Source organism: Thioclava sp. F42-5 (assembly GCF_002213195.1).
In the GTDB taxonomy this organism is placed as follows: Bacteria; Pseudomonadota; Alphaproteobacteria; order Rhodobacterales; family Rhodobacteraceae; genus Thioclava; species Thioclava nitratireducens.
Map to the genome: position 1 here is coordinate 144,815 of NZ_NBNZ01000006.1, position 16,240 is coordinate 161,054.

Below are 16,240 nucleotides of genomic sequence, written 5' to 3' on the forward strand. Positions count from 1 at the left end.
TGAAAGGGGCGGTTTGCGCCGCCCTTTTCGCCGCCCTGGCGGCGACCTCCTCCGCATGGGCGGAAGAGCCTGCGGGAGATGTGCCGCGGCGGGTCGTCTCCATGAACCTCTGCACCGATCAGCTGGCGCTGGCGCTGGCCGATCCGTCGCAGATCGTCTCGGTCAGCCATTTCGCGACCGACCCGTCGATGTCGGTGCACTGGAAACAGGTTGAAGACCTTCCCGTAAACTACGGTCGTGCCGAGGAAATCTCCATTCTCCATCCCGATCTCGTGCTGGCCGATACGTGGTCGAACCCCGACACGATCCGCATGTTGCGCACGCTCGGGATCCGGGTCGAGCAACTGCCGCCCGGCACCTCGCTGCCCGAGATCCGCGGCCGGATCGAGACGATGGGGAAGCTTCTTGGCCATCCCGGTCGCGCGGCGAAGATGCTCGCGGATTTCGATGCGCGGCTGGCGGCGATCCAGACACCCGCGCCGGGGCTGAAAGCTGCGATCATCGGGCCCTCGGGCTATGGCTACGGGCCGCGGACCCTTGAAGGGCAAATCCTTGAAATGGCAGGGTTTCAGAACGTCGTCAGCGGGCCGGGGCTCGACTGGGGCGGGCGGTTGCCTCTGGAGGATCTGGTGATGGATCGCCCCGATCTGGTGGTCGTGGGGGGCTCGCAAGGCGGCACCGGCACGAGCCGCGCGCAGGAGGTGCTGGCGCACCCGGTGCTGCGCGATCTTCCGGTCGTGCGGGGCCTGCGCGATGCGAGCTGGACCTGCGGCGCACCGGCGATGCTGAATGCGGTAGGGCAACTGGCGACGCTTGGGCGCAAGATCGAGAAAGAGAAGTTAACGCAATGAGTTATCGCGCGATCCTCATTTTCCTCTCAGCCTTCTGCGCGGTGCTTTTCGCAGCGTCGCTGCTGATCGGACCGTCGGGGATTTCGCCGCTCGACGGGATATCCGCGCTCATTTCCGGCGATGGCGCGGCGGGCTTGGTGATGCGCGAGCTGCGCCTGCCGCGCGCGATCCTCGGTATCGGTGTCGGCGCGGCCTTGGGGCTGTCTGGCGCCGCGATGCAGGGCTTCCTGCGCAATCCGCTGGCCGAGCCTGGGCTGATCGGCACCTCTGCCGGAGCGGCGCTTGGCGCGGTCATCGCGATCCAGACCGGGCTCTACGCGCTCTTCGCCCTGGCCCTGCCGCTCGCCGCTCTGGCGGGCGCGGGCGTGGCCGTCGCGCTGATCTTGATCCTTGCCGGGCGCGAGGGCCGGGCGCTGGTTCTGATCCTTGCAGGCATCGCCGTCTCCGCGCTGGCGGCGGCGGCGACCGCGCTGGTGCTGAACCTCGCTCCGTCGCCCTATGCCGCGGCCGAGATCGTGTTCTGGATGATGGGCTCGCTTGCCGATCGGTCGATGACCCATGTCGCCCTGGCGCTGCCGTTCCTGATCGTGGGCGCTTTGATCCTGCTGCGCGCAGGGGCCGGGCTGGATGCGCTGAGCCTTGGGGAGGATGCTGCAGCTTCGCTTGGTATCTCTTTGAAAAAACTGAGGCTTCAGGTCGTCTTCGGGACCGCGCTCATGGTCGGTGCGGCCACGGCGGTCGCAGGTGCGATCGGCTTCGTCGGCCTCGTCGTGCCGCATCTGCTGCGCAAATCCGTGGGCGCGCGGCCCTCACGGCTGCTTCCGGCTTCGGCGCTTGGCGGGGCGGCGATGCTGACGCTGGCCGATATCGCGACGCGGGTGATCGCGCCTGAGCGCGACCTGAAACTGGGGGTGCTGACCGCGCTGGTCGGCGCGCCGTTCTTCCTGTCGATGATCCGCAAGATGGGGCACGAGGGCTGATGCTGAAGCTGGAAAACCTGACCGTTCTGCGGGGCGAATGCCCGGTCGTCGATCACGTCTCGGCGCAGGTCGCGCCGGGCGAGCTGATCGGGCTGATCGGGCCCAACGGCGCGGGCAAGACCTCGCTGCTGCGCGGTGCGATGGGGCTCTTGTCGCATCGCGGGGACAGCTCGCTGTCGGCGCTCGATCCGATGGCGCGGGCGCGGGCGGCGGCGTGGCTGCCGCAGGCGCGCGAAATCGCCTGGGGGCTGTCGGTTGCCGATCTCGTCGCGCTGGGGCGGTTGCCGCATGGCCGCGATCAGGCGACGCGCGGGGCGGCGGCGGTGGAAGAAGCGCTGCGCCGGATGGGGCTCGACACTTACCGAGACCGCGCCGCCACGCAGCTCTCGGGCGGCGAGCAGGCGCGGGTGCTGATCGCCCGGGCGCTCGCGCAGGAAAGCCCGCTGATCCTCGCAGACGAGCCCATCGCCGGGCTCGATCCGGCGGCGCAGATCGCGACGATGCAGGTCTTCAGCGCCCACGCGCAGGCGGGCGGCGCCGTCGTCACCTCACTGCATGATCTGGGGCTGGCCGCGCGCCATTGCACCCGGCTTTGGGTGATGGATCGCGGGCGGCTTGTGGCGGATGGACCGCCCGGCGAGGTCCTGACCGAGACGCTTCTCGCGCAGGTCTTCCACATCCGCGCGCACTTTAAAATCACGTCGGAAGGCGCTGTTTTCCAACCACTTTCCACATTGGGGATCTGATGGCATTTCCTCCTGAACGCATCGTCTGCCTGACCGAGGAAACGGTCGAGACGCTCTACCTTCTGGGCGAGGACGCGCGCATCGTCGGCGTCTCGGGCTACGCGGTGCGGCCCAAACGGGTACGGCAGGAAAAGCTGCGCGTCTCCGCTTTCATCTCCGCCGATTTACCGAAGATCCTTGCGCTGGAGCCGGACCTCGTCCTGACGTTCTCGGACCTTCAGGCCGACATCGTCGCGGGGCTGGTGCGCGAGGGCGTCGCCGTGCACGCGTTCAACCAGCGCTCGGTCGCCGGCATCCTCGACATGATCTGCACGTTGGGCGCGCTGGTGGGCTGCACCGAGCGGGCGGAACTGTTGGCCGCAGGCTACGAGACGCGTCTGGCGGAGATCGCCGCGAAGCCGCGCCCGAGCCGTCCGCGCGTCTGGTTCGAGGAATGGAACGAGCCGCTGATCTCCGCCGTCGGCTGGGTGTCGGAGCTGATCGAGATCGCGGGTGGGCGCGATGTCTTCGCCGAGCTGGCGAAAGAGGGCAAAGCCAAGGATCGCATCGTCGCTCCCGAACAAGTGATCGCAGCCGCGCCTGAGGTCATCGTGGGCTCCTGGTGCGGCAAGAAATTCCGCCCCGAGAAAGTTTCCGCAAGGCCAGGCTGGCAGGACGTTCCGGCTGTTGCGCGAAACCGGCTGCACGAGGTCAAATCGACCCTCATTCTGCAACCGGGCCCCGCCGCGCTGACCGACGGGCTCGATGCGCTCGAGGCGGCTATCTGGTCCGATCCGGGGTTGCGGGCGTAATTGTTCTTCGACATAGAACCCGCGCACGCTAGAGTGGGCGGGCAAAGCGAACACAAGACAAAAAACCCCGCGGGAGGGGGCATGTTCACGCGTTTCATACGGTTTTCTCCGCTCGTCCTGTCAGCCCTGCTGACGCTCTTCGCGCTTTCCGGCTTGATCCTGACAGATTGGTTTCTGGTCGCCGCGATCCTTTTCGGTTTCCTGACGCTGGTCGGCATCTACGACCTGATCCAGGGCCGCCACGCCATCACCCGGAACTATCCGATCCTCGGCCATCTGCGCTTCTTCTTCGAGGAAATCCGCCCCGAGATCCGGCAATACCTGATCGAAGGCGACGACGAGGAGGTGCCGTTCTCGCGTGCCACCCGCACGATCGTCTACCAGCGGGCCAAGGATATCGAGGACGCCAAGCCCTTCGGCACGCGGATGCGTGTGTCGGAATCTGGCTATCAGTGGATCACCCATTCGGTGAAGCCGCGCCACATCGAGGATAGCGATTTCCGCGTCGAGATCGGCGGCGAGACCTGCAAACAGCCCTACAAGGCGTCGATCTACAATATTTCGGCGATGTCCTTCGGAGCGCTCTCGGCGAACGCGATCATGGCGCTCAACAGAGGCGCGAAGATGGGCGGCTTCGCGCATGACACCGGTGAGGGCGGTATCTCGCGCTATCACCGGGAGGGCGGCGATCTGATCTTCGAGGTGGGTTCGGGCTATTTCGGCTGCCGCAATCACGATGGCAGCTTCAACCCCGAGAAATTCGCCAAGCGCGCGCAGGACCCGCAGGTCAAGATGATCGAGCTGAAGCTGAGCCAGGGTGCGAAGCCGGGCCACGGCGGCATGCTCCCGGCCGCGAAGATCACCCCCGAGATCGCCGAGGCGCGCGACATCCCGATGGATCGCGACTGCATCTCGCCCGCCTCGCATTCGGCCTTCTCGACGCCGATCGAGATGATGGAATTCATTGGCGAACTGCGCGAACTGTCGGGCGGCAAGCCAGTGGGTTTCAAGCTCTGCGTCGGGCATCGCCGCGAGTTCATGTGCATCGTCAAGGCGATGCTCGAGACCGGTATCACGCCCGATTTCATCGTCGTCGACGGCAAGGAAGGCGGCACCGGTGCCGCGCCCCTGGAATTCGCCAACCACATGGGCTTCCCGCTCGTGGAAGGGCTCAGCTTCGTGCACAACACGCTGCGCGGTGCGGGGCTGCGCGATCAGGTGAAGATCGGGGCCTCGGGCAAGGTCGTCACCGCGTTCCACATCGCCAAGGTGCTCGCGATCGGGGCGGATTGGGCGAATTCGGCGCGCGGTTTCATGTTCTCGATCGGCTGCATTCAGGCGCAGTCGTGCCACACCAACCGCTGCCCGACCGGCGTCACCACGCAGGATCCGATCCGTCAGCGCGCGCTGGTGGTGCCGGACAAGGCGACACGCGTGGCCAATTTCCACCGCAACACGATGAAGGCGCTGGCCGAAATGACGGGGGCTGCGGGCCTCACCCATCCGGGCCAGTTCCTGCCGCATCACCTGCTGGTGCGCGACCGCGAGCGGGATTTCAAAGTGGGCGACGAGATCTATCACTACATGCCCGAAGGGTTCCTTCTGCGCGAGGATGACGACCGCTTCGGCTATCTCAAGCGCTGGAAGCGTGCCCGCGCCGAGGCGTTCGAGCCCTTCGACAGCGGCGTGTGAGATCAGATTTCCCGGTATCTTGGGAGAGGCGGCGACGGAGGTTGCCGCCTTTCTTTTTGGCGACGAGGTATGCGCCGGAGGCTTCGGACGCGTCTGAAACCGTGCCTTCGCCCGGGCGGTCAGCCCGGGCGGCGCGCAACCCTCCCTCCGGGAGGGCGCATCTGCACCGGAGCCGCGCGAACGCAAGTTAGGGAGAGGTGGAGCGATAAACGGAAATCCACCTAGGGAGCGCATGCGCCCCCCCAGCGCCGGGCGCAGCCCTCACCGCCCCGCCACGAGCTTTGCCACTGCGATCTCCGCCGGCCCCTCGAAGGGGCCATGCGTGAAGGCGGCGACGGTGCGGCCCGTCTCGGGGCAGTGATAGACGGCGTTGGCGCTGAACGGCCCCGCGCCGGAATGGCCGAAAACGCGCGTCTCGCCCCAGTCGCCGCACATCAGCCCCAGCCCGTAGCCATGCCGCGTCCAAGGTCGCTCCGGCAGCGCGCCGCCCACCTCGCGACAGGCGGTCATGCGGGCGAATGCGTCTTGCGAGAGCAGATCGCTCAGCCCGCGCAACAGCCGCGCCGCATCACCCGCCGTGCCGATCAGCGTGCGGTGATAGACCCAGCCGGGATGGTAGTCGCGCGCCTCGGGCCAGTGAAGTTCTACGAAATCGGCAGGCTCCTCCGCGAGCCGCACGCTTTCAAGCCCCAACGGTCCAGCGATCCGGTCTCGTACCAGCTCCGCGAGGCTCCGGCAGGCTGCCCGTTCGATCGCCTCGCGGGCGAGCATGTAACCGAGGTTGGAATAGCGCCACTCGTCGCGCGAGTGCTGCGCCAAAACCCGTGCCACCAGCAGATCGCGCGGCCACGGTGCGCGTCTGGCGGCGACATCGGCGTGATAGTCGGGCAGGGTGCCGTAATCGGGCAGGCCCGCGCTGTGGTCGAGCAGACGGGCGAGGGTGATGCCACCAGGCAGCTCCGGCAGGTCGAGCGGCGCGCGCAGGTCGAGCCCCCCCTCGGCCTCGAGCATCAGCGCCAGAGCCGCAATCACCGGTTTGGTAAAGCTCCAATAGGGAAAAAGCCGCGCCCCCGACCGCGCCAATTCGCAGCGACCGTCGCGATCAATCGTCGCGGTGAAGGAGACGGGGGATTGGGGCAAGGCTTTGGCTTTCGGTGGTTTTCTCTGGCGGGCGGGTAGGGTGCTTTCCGACAATATGTCATTTGCCGCATTGCAGCGGTTAAAAATGTTGAAACGGTTCGGGTGTGTTGTATCATCATCTTTGAATATGATTATGGGAGGATCGGAGGTTTTCATGAGAGACGCTCCAAAACCGTTCTGGTCACCGCTCGCCGCCGGCACTGCGCTCGGCCTCGCGTTGCTGTTGACCTTCATCGTGACCGGGCACGGGCTCGGCGCATCCGGCTTCGTGACCCGCTTCGCGGCGCAGGCCAATGACTGGATCGCCCCGCAGGCGACCGCCAGCAATTCCTATTTCGGTCCTTTCATGGCTGCAGGCAGCCCGCTTCTGAGCTGGATCACCTGGGAAGTGGTGGGCGTCCTGATCGGGGCGTGGCTCGGCGCCAAAGGCGCGGGCCGGATCTCGGTCAAGGTGGAGCGCGGGCCGCGCACCAGTTCCGGCAATCGCCTCGTCTATGCGCTGCTGGGCGGCGCGCTGGTGGGCTTCGGCGCGCGTCTGGCGCGCGGCTGCACCTCGGGTCTGGGTCTGTCGGGCAGCGCGACGCTCGCCGTGGCGGGCTTCGTCTTCCTGATCGGCTTCTTCGCGGCGGGCTTCGCCGTCTCCATGATGATGCGGAGGATCTGGCAATGAGCATCCCTCTTTACGATAGCGGCATAGCCTCGGGCCTCCTGTCGGGCATCCTGTTCGGCTATGCGCTGGAAGCGGCGGGCTTCGGCTCTCCGCGCAAGCTGACGGGGCAGTTCACGCTGCGCGACTTCTCGGTCTTCAAGGTGATGTTCACCGCGGTGATCGTCTGCGCCGTGGGGCTCTACGTGCTGCGGACGATGGGCTGGATGGGCCCGGCCGCGGTCTTCATCCCGACGCTCTTCTTCTGGGCGATCCTGCTGGGCGGTGTCTTCATCGGCGCGGGATTTGCTGTGGGCGGCTACTGCCCGGGCACCTCCGTGGTCGGTGTGGCCTCGGGCCGGATCGACGCGGTGGTCTTCGCGATCGGCATGGTGCTCGGCACCTCGGTCTTCGCCTGGGTGTTCGACCCGATCAAGGATTTCTACCTCGCAGGTCAGGGGCCGACGGCGCAGACCCTGCCGCAGCTCTTCGGGCTGCCGGAATGGGTGATCCTGCTGGCGCTGATCATCATCGCCGCTGTGGGCTTCCGCCTCGGCACGATCCTCGAGCGGTCGCGTGGCGGTCCGTTCACCGCCGAAGAGGTATGCGCCCCGGATGACGAGGCCGACGAGTTCGCCCTGACATCAGCAAACGCGCGTGGGTAACCAGTATTAACACGGACGATAGCCTAGGGAGGACAAAGTCCATGAAACTGCACAAGAAACGCAAGAGCCTGATGCGCGCCGCGATGGTGCCGGTGACGGCGGTCGCGATGAGCGCCGCGGTTCCCGCCACCTCCAGCGCGCAGGCGACCAACCCCTGTGCGCCGGCGGTCGCGAACCCCTGCGCTCCGGCCAACCCTTGCGCTCCGGCGGCGGCCAACCCCTGCGCGCCCGTCGCGGCGAACCCCTGCGCCCCCTCGGCGGCAAAGGCTGCGGATGCGGGCAACGACGCGGCACCGATCGCCAGCGGGCCCTATGACACTACCGTCAAGGCCACGCAGGCGCCCTATGGCGACAAGATGCCCCCGATCGTCGACAACTACCTGCGCGCGACGCCCTATGTCGGCACCGGTGGCTTCATCGACCCGACGGGCATCCCGATGCTTAAGATGCTCGGCTTCAAGACCGTCGTGAGTCTGCTCAAGCCTGACGAGGGCGCGCCGAACGAGGGCGATCTCGTGCAGAAGGCCGGGATGAACTATATCCAGATCTCCGTGCCGACCAAGGCGCCGACCGAGGAACAGGTCGCCGAATTCGCGAAGATCGTCGAAGACCCGGCGAACTACCCGATCCTGCTGCATTGCGAGAGCGCGAACCGCGTGGGCGCGATGTGGGCGCTCTACCGTGCCTCGAAAGGCGTTCCAAACGAGATCGCCGTGCAGGAAGGCCGCCAGATTGGTCTGAAGACCTCGCGTGAACCGGCTGTGCGTGAGATGCTCGGCATGGAGCCGCTCTGAGCGCAGATGCCGCGATGACAAGGACGGGGTCAGCGCCTAGGCTGGCCCCGTTCGCATGAGGAGAGACCGATGACTCGACCCGAAACATCCTCCGAGATGTCACCAGACAGTGCCAACCCGGCGACGCCAGCGCCCACGCTGCGCATCGCCGATCCGGGGATCGAGGGGCTGCCTCGTGCCCGACTGGAAGAGATGCATGACGCGGCCGAGACCGTGCTCGAATGCGAGACGGTTCTGGCGAAATCGGGAATGAGCGTCGTCTCGGAAGTGCTGCGCGGGCAGGGGGATTTCCTTGTCTGGTCGCGCTACCCGCAGGGCGATGTCTTCGATACCGAGACGCATTGCCACTATTTCTACCATGCCCATGACGCGCGCGAGATGGCCGAGGGAGAGAACGGGCATTTCCACCTGTTCATGCGCCCCGAAGGGATCATTCCGGGGTTGGAGCCGTGGGATCTGCCCGGTGCGAAAATCCCCGAGGACAGGTCCGCGCGCTTCGTCCATATCGGCGCGATCAGCGTGGATGCGAAGGGCCGGGCGATCCGCATTTTCACCACCAATCGCTGGGTGACGGACGAATGCCTCTACCGCGCCGAGGACATGATCCGGCTGCTCGATCATTTCGCGATCGAACTGGCGCATCCGAACTGGGCGGTGAACCTGTGGCTGAGCGCGATGGTCACGCTCTACCGACCGCAATTCGCCGCACTCCTGCGCGCCCGCGATGCACAGATCGAGGCGTGGCTGGCGGATCATCCGGGCAGCGAGGTGCTGGAAGATCGCGGCTTGCAGAATATCAGCCAGTGGCCCGTCGATCCGGTCGCCCAGATCGGCGCGATCGAGGACAAGCTCGACCTCTGAGGCATAGGGCTACACCGGCACGCTCGACGGTGCGCAGTCATTGACCGACAGGATCTCGGGCGTGCGGGTCTTCGCGTTCCACTCCACCTCCCAGGCGCGGCAGGGGCCGGATTTGTTCTTCAGCTGCCGCCAGCGCAGACGCGGCGAGTCCACGCCCTCGCGCAGCAGCTTGTCGTAAATCGGCATCGCGTGCCAGCGCGTCTCCGCCGCGTTCGATCCGCCATCGGGCAGGATCAGGCACAGTCCCGTCGCGCGGCCCTCCTTGGCGGCCAGTTGCAGCCGCCGCCCCACCGTCAGCCCGATCTCGCGCGGCAATTCCCCGATCACAAGCGGCACCGAGCCGTCGCGCAGCGCCTCTTCCATCACCGCGAGCGTGTCGGTCTGGTCCTTGCCGCGCGCCAGCAGAAGCCGCGCCGGGTCGAAGAAGCTCACCAGACCGCGCGGATTGAGCCCTTCGCGGCGATGGCGTTCGTTCACCCAGAGGATCGGTCCCGTGGTGCTGGCGCAGACCGCGCAGGCGAAGCTCGTGGTGCCCATGCCGCAAACCTCATGGGTGCGGCCTTCGCGCAGGGGGAAAGGGTGGGGCGTGGTCATCGGGTCGCAGCGACAGAGAGGGGTGGTGAAAACAAAACATGAACATTTTAGACAATAGAAACCCGGCCCGCAAGGGATCGCGGGCCGGACTGATAGAAGGCCGAAGCCCGGGTGCGTTACTTCAGGAACTCCATCAGCGCGATGTTGAACTCTTCCGAATGGGTGACGTTGCAGCCATGCGGCGCGCCCTTGATCGTGAAGAACTGGCTGTCGGGGATCGCCTTGTAGGTCCGCGCGGCCGAGCCTTCGAGCGGAACGATCTCGTCGCTGTCGCCGTGAATCACCAGAACCGGCACCCGCACGGCCTCTAGGTCGGCGCGGAAATCGGTCGTGCCGAACGCTTCCATGCAGCCGAGCGCCGCGCTCTGGTCGGACTGGTTGCACAGCGTTACCGCCTTTTCGCAATCCTCGTCCGAGGCCTTGAGCTCGCCGCCGGCGCTGTAGAAAGTCTCGACGAATTGCGGGAAGAAGGTCTCGCGGCCATCACGCAGGCCCTGCTCCATCTCCTCGGCGGCCTCCTTGGTCAGCGGGCCGTCGGGGTTGTCGTCACTCTGCATCAGATAGGGGGTCACGGCGGAGGCGAACACAGCGGCGCGCAGCCTGCCTTCGCCGTGATTGCGGATGTAGCGCGCGACTTCGCCGCCGCCCATCGAGAAGCCCACCAGTGTCACGTCATGCAGATCCATCGCCGTGATGAGGGCATCGAGATCGGCGGCGAGCGTGTCGTAATCGAAGCCCTCAGTGGGTTTTTCCGCCAGACCGAAGCCTCGGCGGTCATAGGTGATGACGCGGTGGCCGGCGTCGAGCAGGGCCGGGACCTGCCGTTCCCACGCCTTGCCCGAGAGCGGCCAGCCGTGGATCAGGACCACGGGCCGACCCGAGCCGCCATGGTCGATTGCGTTGAGTTGGCCGGGGCCAAGCGGAGCTGCTGTCATGGGGGTCCTCCTGGGTCTTCATCGACTGAAGATCTCTGTGTTCGCTAGGGAGTAACGCGGGCGCCTTGGCAAAGGTCCAAAATCTCTTCGATTTCTCGCCCGGACCGGCGTCGGCGGGAAGCCGCGCGTCGCCGTCGAAGATATTGGGTGCGCAAGGAGGCGCGCCCGCTTTGACGATTGCAATTTTCGCCCGTTCGCCTTATGTCTTCTCTCGCTACGTTTGATTCCCAGATGCACTGTCTCCTTACGGCTTCAGTTTGCTTTCAAGAACTGACTACGCCGAGCTGACGCATTTCGCAGGCAGCATAATTTAATAGGAGACTCACGATGGCCGAAGGCACCGTGAAATGGTTCAATAGCACCAAGGGTTATGGCTTCATCGCACCGAACGATGGCGGCAAGGACATCTTCCTTCACATCTCCGCCGTTGAGCGCGCTGGCATCCAGCGTCTCGATGACGGTCAGAAAGTGACCTACGATCTGGAAACCGGCCGTGACGGCCGCCAGTCGGCAGGTAACCTCGCGCTCGCGTAAGCTGAGCCCGTGTGACGGTTTGAGACGGCCCGTGCAATCGCGCGGGCCGTTTTCATTTGGCTCTTACCAGACGTCCGGGTCGATGCCCTTAGCGCTGAGTTCAGAGAACTTGTCCTGCAGGAAGCGCTGGAACGGCTGATCGGCATAGGCGCCGCTGGCCACGTATTCGAGTCCCGCCAGATGATGGAAGGGCTTGAAATAGCCCGGCATTCTGAATGCCTCGGCTTCGCGCAGGCTCTGCGCGCCCGCATTCGCGGCGGGGATCAGCACCTGCGTCGGCGTGAAGTTCACCGCCCATTTCTGCGCCAGCGCGCGCTCCTCCAAGGCCTCGCCGTCGAAATCGGTGACCTCGCGCGCGCCCCAGAGATCGAGCTGCACCACCAGATAGCTCTTCTCGATCAGCCCGGTAATCTCTGGCTTGACGAAATTCACCAGATGCATCTCGCGGCAATAGGGACAGCCGCGCTGCTCGAAGATCACCATCAGCCCCTTGCCCTGATCCGCAGCCTCCTGAAGATCCTCTCCCAGATCGAGGAACCCTTCGTGGAAGAAGGGCTGCCGGTAGAGCCCGCCATCGCCCATCACCGCCTCCGCCCTCGCGGGCCGCGCGCCTCCCAACGCGCCTCCCGCCGTCATCGCTCCGACTGTCAGGGCCAACATCTCGCGTCTGTTCATCGCGTCGTCCTCCCTTCGTGAGGGGCCGAGTATAGCACAGACCGGGCGAATGGCGGGAATCGCGCGCTGAGGGCCGCGCCTGACCTCGGGTGGGCGCTCGTGAGACGTGGGCGAGGGAACTTTATTTCTCCATCGCCCCGACGGCCTAGTCTCAGTGGTGCAGTGCAGTCGCGCCCTCCCGGCGGGGAGGTCGGGCGCGGCCCGGGCTGGACACCCGGGCGAAAGTCGGATCGCTCCTCCCGAACGAAAAAGGCCCCGCGCTCGCGGGGCCTTTTCCAATTCTGTGACCGTCAGCCTCAGGCTTTGGCGAGGTTGCGCAGCACGTAGTGCAGCACGCCGCCGTTCTTGAGGTATTCGATCTCCACCGCGGTATCGATCCGGCTCTTGAGCTTGATCTCCTTGGTGGTGCCGTCCTTGTAGGTGATGGTGCAAGGCACGATCGACTGCGGCTTGATTTCGCCTTCCAGACCTTCGATCGAAACCTCTTCTTCGCCGGTCAGGTTCAGATCCTTGCGGGTCTGGCCTTCGGTGAACTCGAAGGGGATCACGCCGAAGCCGACGAGGTTGGAGCGGTGGATACGCTCGAAGCTCTCCGCGATCACGGCCTTGACGCCGAGCAGGTTGGTGCCCTTCGCCGCCCAGTCGCGCGAGGAGCCTGCGCCATATTGCTCGCCACCGAAGATCACCAGCGGCTTGCCGGCTTTCTCATAGGCCATCGCCGCGTCGAAGATCGTGGTCTGCTCGCCGTCGGGGCCCTTGGTGAATCCGCCCTCGACGCCGTCCAGCATCTCGTTCTTGATGCGGATGTTGGCGAAGGTGCCGCGCATCATGACTTCGTGGTTGCCACGGCGCGAACCGTAGCTGTTGAAGTCCTTCGGCGCGACCTGACGCTCGACCAGGTATTTCCCGGCCGGGGTGTCGGGCTTGAACGAACCCGCCGGCGAGATGTGGTCGGTGGTCACGAAATCGCCCAGCACGGCGAGGATGCCCGCGCCCTTGATGTTCGAGATCGTGCCTGCTTCCGGCGACATGCCTTTGAAGTAGGGCGGGTTCTGGATGTAGGTCGAGCTGGCGGGCCAGTCATAGGTTTCGCCGCCTTCGACTTCCACAGCCTGCCACTTCTCGTCGCCCTTGAAGACGTCGGCGTATTTCGACTGGAACTTCTCGCGGGTGACGACCTTCTCGACGAGATCGGCGATCTCCTTGTCGGTCGGCCAGATGTCTTTCAGGTAGACGTCCTTGCCATCCGGCGTCTGGGCGATCGGCTCGCTCGACAGGTCGATGTTCATGTCGCCAGCCAGCGCGTAGGCCACCACGAGGGGCGGGGAGGCGAGGTAGTTGGCGCGCACGTCGGGCGAAATCCGGCCTTCGAAGTTCCGGTTGCCCGAGAGCACCGAGGTCGCGATCAGGTCGTTGTCGTTGATCGCCTTCGAGATTTCCGGCTGGAGCGGACCCGAGTTCCCGATACAGGTGGTGCAGCCGTAACCCACGAGGTTGAAGCCAACCGCGTCGAGGTCTTCCTGAAGGCCAGCGGCTTCGAGGTATTCCGACACGACCTGCGAGCCAGGTGCCAGCGAGGTCTTCACCCAGGGCTTGCGGTTGAGGCCCAGTTCACGCGCTTTCCGCGCCACCAGGCCCGCGCCGATCAGCACGTAGGGGTTCGAAGTGTTGGTGCAGGACGTGATCGAGGCGATCACCACCGAGCCGTCGCGCAGCTCGTAATCCTCGCCTTCGACCTTGGCGGTCTTGCCGATCGAGACCGACTTGGTCGCGGCCGGGCCTTCGTCGGCCATGTCCTTGGCGTCTTCCGAGATGTCGATGCCGCGATAGTCGGCCACGACGTTCTCGAATGCGTCGGCCGCCTTGGTCAGCGCGACATAGTCCTGCGGACGCTTCGGGCCCGAGATCGCCGGAACGATGGTGTTCATGTCCAGCTCGAGCGTCGAGGAGTAGATCGGCGCGTAATCCGCGTCGCGCCACATACCGTTTTCCTTGGCATAGGCTTCGACCAGCGCGATGCGGTCCTTGTCGCGGCCCGTCTGCTCAAGATAGCGCAGGGTTTCGTCATCGACCGGGAAGAAGCCGCAGGTCGCGCCGTATTCGGGGGCCATGTTGGCGATGGTCGCGCGCTGCGCCAGCGGCAGGTGGTCGAGGCCGTCGCCGTAGAATTCGACGAACTTGCCGACCACGCCATGGGCGCGAAGCATCTCGACGACTTTCAGCACGAGGTCGGTGCCGGTGGTGCCTTCGACCATCGCGCCGGTCAGCTTGAAGCCCACGACTTCCGGGATCAGCATCGAGATCGGCTGGCCGAGCATGCCGGCTTCAGCTTCGATACCGCCCACGCCCCAGCCGAGAACGGCCGCGCCGTTGACCATGGTCGTGTGGCTGTCGGTGCCCACGAGCGTGTCGGGATAGGCGACTTCGGTGCCGTCCTGATCCTTGTCGGTCCAGACGGTTTGGGCGAGGTATTCGAGGTTCACCTGGTGGCAGATGCCGGTGCCCGGCGGAACCACGCGGAAGTTCTCGAACGCGGTCTGGCCCCACTTGAGGAACTTGTAGCGCTCGATATTGCGCTCGTATTCGCGATCGACGTTCATCTGGAACGCGCGCGGGTTGCCGAACTCGTCGATCATGACCGAGTGGTCGATCACGAGGTCGACGGGCACGAGCGGGTTGATCTTCTGCGCGTCGCCACCCAGACCCTTGATGCCATCACGCATCGCGGCGAGGTCGACCACGGCGGGAACGCCGGTGAAGTCCTGCATCAGCACGCGGGCGGGGCGGTAGGCGATCTCGCGCGGGTTCTTGCCGCCCTTCTCGGCCCATTCGCCGAAGGCCTTGATGTCGTCGGTCGAGATCGTGAAGCCGTTATCCTCGAACCGCAGAAGGTTCTCCAGAACCACCTTCAGCGAGGCGGGCAGCTTCGAGAAATCACCCAGGCCAGCCTCGGTGGCGGCGGGGATCGAGTAATAAGCATAGGTCTTCGAGCCGACGCTGAGTTCGCGGCGGGTCTTCGCGGTATCCTTACCGGTAACGATGGGCATGAGAATGGCCTCCCTTCAAGGGTCCTAAGGGTGTCGCTGGCGTGTGTTTGCCCCAAGCGCGCGATCCGTTCAAGAGGGTCGGACCATTTTTTGTATACCGTTGCACACAAAAGCGGCCTCTCAGGCGACCTCGCGTCACTTTGATCCAATCCCGAGCCGGATACGTTTGATTTATATCGTTTTGCGCGTTCGGACAGAAAGAAAACTCTCAAAACATTGATTAGGCATGGCCAGAGCAGAAACGCTAAGTATAAAGACGGCGAATTGAGGAGAATTTTTCGAGTGCGCGCAGGACGTTTGACCGCGATCGGAGCTGCATGTGCCGTGGGGCTGGTCAGCTCCGCGTTAATCGCTTATGCGCAAGGGGCGGCAGATGCGCCGCCTGGGATGCGTCTCGATGCGTCCGGGGCGCTGCTCGATCAGATGGCGCCTGCCAAATCCGAGCCCTCCGCCAAGGCTGCGCCCGCGAATCCCGACCCGAATGACGACGAGGAGAAAAACCCCGTCGTGGTCGAGCTTTATACCTCGCAGGGTTGTTCGTCCTGCCCGCCGGCGGACGCGCTTCTCAAGGAGCTTGCCGACCGCGACGACGTGATCGCGCTGGCGTTGCATGTCGACTACTGGGACTACCTCGGCTGGAAGGATCCCTTCGGAAAGCCGGAATTCTCCGCGCGCCAGAAATCCTATGCGATTGCCGCCGGTGAGCGCACGGTCTACACGCCGCAGATGATCATCGCCGGCCGCGAGACGCTGGTCGGACCGCAGAAAGCGGCGCTCAACAATGCGATCCTGCGCGAGACCGATGTCCATCCCGAGGTCGATCTGAAAATCACCGGTGAGGGCGATCATTACGAGATCGAGCTGACCCCGGTCGACGCGCTGGAGACGCCCGCAATGGTGCAGCTCGTGCGCTACAAGCCCTCGGCCACGGTCGACATCCTGCGCGGCGAGAATGCCGGGCGCACGGTGACCTACAAGAACATCGTCACCAGCCTGACCGGAATCGCCGAATGGGACGGGCGCAAGCCGGTTACGCTCTCGGTCGATGTCGACGGGGACGCGCCCGCCGTGGTGATCGTTCAGGAATCCCTGGCGAGCGAACATGGCCCGCTGCCCGGACCCATCCTCGCCGCGGGTGAGCTGGACTGAGCCGGGCAGGGCAGGGCGGAAATGCGCCCCGCAGGCCCCCGGATTTTTCCTTGCATCCCTGCGCCCATCCCGTATAAGGCCGCATCTTCCGCGTTTGCTATGAACCGGCGGAGCCTCTCGTGTTGGGATGCGGAAGTATC

At 65.2% G+C, this 16,240-nt stretch carries 16 protein-coding genes; 11 read left to right on the forward strand and 5 right to left on the reverse strand.

What is annotated here, in order from left to right:
• The first annotated feature begins 101 nt into the window (after nucleotides 1-101).
• From B6V74_RS15525 to B6V74_RS15545, 5 genes are all read left to right on the forward strand, one after another.
• Nucleotides 102-851 carry an ABC transporter substrate-binding protein gene (locus tag B6V74_RS15525; RefSeq protein WP_168184239.1) on the forward strand — a complete coding sequence of 250 codons (750 nt, stop codon included), beginning with the start codon at nucleotides 102-104 and terminating at the stop codon, nucleotides 849-851.
• On the forward strand, nucleotides 848-1,831 hold the full coding sequence (locus tag B6V74_RS15530; RefSeq protein WP_088723319.1) for an iron ABC transporter permease: 984 nt from the start codon (nucleotides 848-850) through the stop codon (nucleotides 1,829-1,831). The genes B6V74_RS15525 and B6V74_RS15530 overlap by 4 nt, the downstream gene beginning before the upstream one ends.
• On the forward strand, nucleotides 1,831-2,577 hold the full coding sequence (locus tag B6V74_RS15535; RefSeq protein ID WP_088723320.1) for an ABC transporter ATP-binding protein: 747 nt from the start codon (nucleotides 1,831-1,833) through the stop codon (nucleotides 2,575-2,577). The genes B6V74_RS15530 and B6V74_RS15535 overlap by 1 nt, the downstream gene beginning before the upstream one ends.
• Nucleotides 2,577-3,368: a cobalamin-binding protein gene (locus tag B6V74_RS15540; RefSeq protein ID WP_206185211.1), complete on the forward strand. Its 792-nt coding sequence runs from the start codon at nucleotides 2,577-2,579 to the stop codon at nucleotides 3,366-3,368. The genes B6V74_RS15535 and B6V74_RS15540 overlap by 1 nt, the downstream gene beginning before the upstream one ends.
• Nucleotides 3,369-3,449: 81 nt before the next feature.
• Nucleotides 3,450-5,060 (forward strand): FMN-binding glutamate synthase family protein, encoded by a 1,611-nt coding sequence (locus B6V74_RS15545; RefSeq protein WP_088718446.1) that lies wholly within the window; start codon nucleotides 3,450-3,452, stop codon nucleotides 5,058-5,060.
• Nucleotides 5,061-5,321: 261 nt separating this feature from the next.
• Here B6V74_RS15545 and B6V74_RS15550 read toward each other — a convergent pair whose 3' ends face one another.
• Entirely contained in the window at nucleotides 5,322-6,200 is an 879-nt protein-coding gene (locus B6V74_RS15550) for a serine hydrolase domain-containing protein (RefSeq protein WP_240497125.1), read from the reverse strand.
• 154 nt (nucleotides 6,201-6,354) lie between these two features.
• Here B6V74_RS15550 and B6V74_RS15555 point away from each other — a divergent pair, with 154 nt between their 5' ends.
• The 4 genes from B6V74_RS15555 (at nucleotide 6,355) to B6V74_RS15575 (ending at nucleotide 9,166) form a co-directional block, all read left to right on the forward strand.
• Entirely contained in the window at nucleotides 6,355-6,870 is a 516-nt protein-coding gene (locus tag B6V74_RS15555; RefSeq protein WP_088718448.1) for a YeeE/YedE thiosulfate transporter family protein, read from the forward strand.
• Nucleotides 6,867-7,511: a DUF6691 family protein gene (locus B6V74_RS15560; RefSeq protein WP_088718449.1), complete on the forward strand. Its 645-nt coding sequence runs from the start codon at nucleotides 6,867-6,869 to the stop codon at nucleotides 7,509-7,511. Before B6V74_RS15555 ends, B6V74_RS15560 begins: the two co-directional genes overlap by 4 nt.
• Nucleotides 7,512-7,552: 41 nt before the next feature.
• Entirely contained in the window at nucleotides 7,553-8,305 is a 753-nt protein-coding gene (locus B6V74_RS18820) for a protein tyrosine phosphatase family protein (protein WP_146694569.1), read from the forward strand.
• Between the two features lie 69 nt (nucleotides 8,306-8,374).
• Nucleotides 8,375-9,166, forward strand: coding sequence for a hypothetical protein (locus tag B6V74_RS15575; protein WP_146694570.1), 792 nt, complete (start codon nucleotides 8,375-8,377; stop codon nucleotides 9,164-9,166).
• Nucleotides 9,167-9,175: 9 nt separating this feature from the next.
• Here the strand turns inward: B6V74_RS15575 and B6V74_RS15580 are convergent, their stop codons facing one another.
• Together B6V74_RS15580 and B6V74_RS15585 are read right to left on the reverse strand one after the other, a co-directional pair.
• Nucleotides 9,176-9,760: a hypothetical protein gene (locus B6V74_RS15580; RefSeq protein WP_088723324.1), complete on the reverse strand. Its 585-nt coding sequence runs from the start codon at nucleotides 9,758-9,760 to the stop codon at nucleotides 9,176-9,178.
• 116 nt (nucleotides 9,761-9,876) lie between these two features.
• Nucleotides 9,877-10,695, reverse strand: coding sequence for an alpha/beta hydrolase (locus B6V74_RS15585; RefSeq protein WP_075775054.1), 819 nt, complete (start codon nucleotides 10,693-10,695; stop codon nucleotides 9,877-9,879).
• A 327-nt stretch (nucleotides 10,696-11,022) separates the two neighbouring features.
• Here B6V74_RS15585 and B6V74_RS15590 point away from each other — a divergent pair, with 327 nt between their 5' ends.
• Nucleotides 11,023-11,229: a cold-shock protein gene (locus tag B6V74_RS15590; RefSeq protein ID WP_075775053.1), complete on the forward strand. Its 207-nt coding sequence runs from the start codon at nucleotides 11,023-11,025 to the stop codon at nucleotides 11,227-11,229.
• A 63-nt stretch (nucleotides 11,230-11,292) separates the two neighbouring features.
• On the opposite strand, the gene B6V74_RS15595 is transcribed toward B6V74_RS15590, so the two are convergent.
• Nucleotides 11,293-11,904, reverse strand: coding sequence for a thioredoxin family protein (locus tag B6V74_RS15595; protein ID WP_088723325.1), 612 nt, complete (start codon nucleotides 11,902-11,904; stop codon nucleotides 11,293-11,295).
• Between the two features lie 296 nt (nucleotides 11,905-12,200).
• Complete coding sequence (acnA, locus tag B6V74_RS15600) at nucleotides 12,201-14,951, reverse strand: aconitate hydratase AcnA (protein WP_075775052.1); 2,751 nt, start codon at nucleotides 14,949-14,951, stop codon at nucleotides 12,201-12,203.
• A 282-nt stretch (nucleotides 14,952-15,233) separates the two neighbouring features.
• Here acnA and B6V74_RS15605 point away from each other — a divergent pair, with 282 nt between their 5' ends.
• Nucleotides 15,234-16,100, forward strand: coding sequence for a DUF1223 domain-containing protein (locus B6V74_RS15605; RefSeq protein ID WP_240497126.1), 867 nt, complete (start codon nucleotides 15,234-15,236; stop codon nucleotides 16,098-16,100).
• The last annotated feature ends 140 nt before the right edge of the window (nucleotides 16,101-16,240 follow it).

Excerpts from the sequence above, each read along its gene's own strand:
- B6V74_RS15555 (WP_088718448.1), top strand. The coding sequence starts at position 6,355 with ATGAGAGACGCTCCAAAACCGTTCTGGTCACCGCTCGCCGCCGGCACT.
- B6V74_RS15530 (WP_088723319.1), top strand. The coding sequence starts at position 848 with ATGAGTTATCGCGCGATCCTCATTTTCCTCTCAGCCTTCTGCGCGGTG.
- B6V74_RS15580 (WP_088723324.1), bottom strand. The coding sequence starts at position 9,760 with ATGACCACGCCCCACCCTTTCCCCCTGCGCGAAGGCCGCACCCATGAG.
- B6V74_RS15535 (WP_088723320.1), top strand. The coding sequence starts at position 1,831 with ATGCTGAAGCTGGAAAACCTGACCGTTCTGCGGGGCGAATGCCCGGTC.
- B6V74_RS15595 (WP_088723325.1), bottom strand. The coding sequence starts at position 11,904 with ATGAACAGACGCGAGATGTTGGCCCTGACAGTCGGAGCGATGACGGCG.
- B6V74_RS15525 (WP_168184239.1), top strand. The coding sequence starts at position 102 with ATGAACCTCTGCACCGATCAGCTGGCGCTGGCGCTGGCCGATCCGTCG.
- B6V74_RS15585 (WP_075775054.1), bottom strand. The coding sequence starts at position 10,695 with ATGACAGCAGCTCCGCTTGGCCCCGGCCAACTCAACGCAATCGACCAT.
- acnA (WP_075775052.1), bottom strand. The coding sequence starts at position 14,951 with ATGCCCATCGTTACCGGTAAGGATACCGCGAAGACCCGCCGCGAACTC.
- B6V74_RS15575 (WP_146694570.1), top strand. The coding sequence starts at position 8,375 with ATGACTCGACCCGAAACATCCTCCGAGATGTCACCAGACAGTGCCAAC.
- B6V74_RS15590 (WP_075775053.1), top strand. The coding sequence starts at position 11,023 with ATGGCCGAAGGCACCGTGAAATGGTTCAATAGCACCAAGGGTTATGGC.
- B6V74_RS18820 (WP_146694569.1), top strand. The coding sequence starts at position 7,553 with ATGAAACTGCACAAGAAACGCAAGAGCCTGATGCGCGCCGCGATGGTG.
- B6V74_RS15545 (WP_088718446.1), top strand. The coding sequence starts at position 3,450 with ATGTTCACGCGTTTCATACGGTTTTCTCCGCTCGTCCTGTCAGCCCTG.
- B6V74_RS15540 (WP_206185211.1), top strand. The coding sequence starts at position 2,577 with ATGGCATTTCCTCCTGAACGCATCGTCTGCCTGACCGAGGAAACGGTC.
- B6V74_RS15560 (WP_088718449.1), top strand. The coding sequence starts at position 6,867 with ATGAGCATCCCTCTTTACGATAGCGGCATAGCCTCGGGCCTCCTGTCG.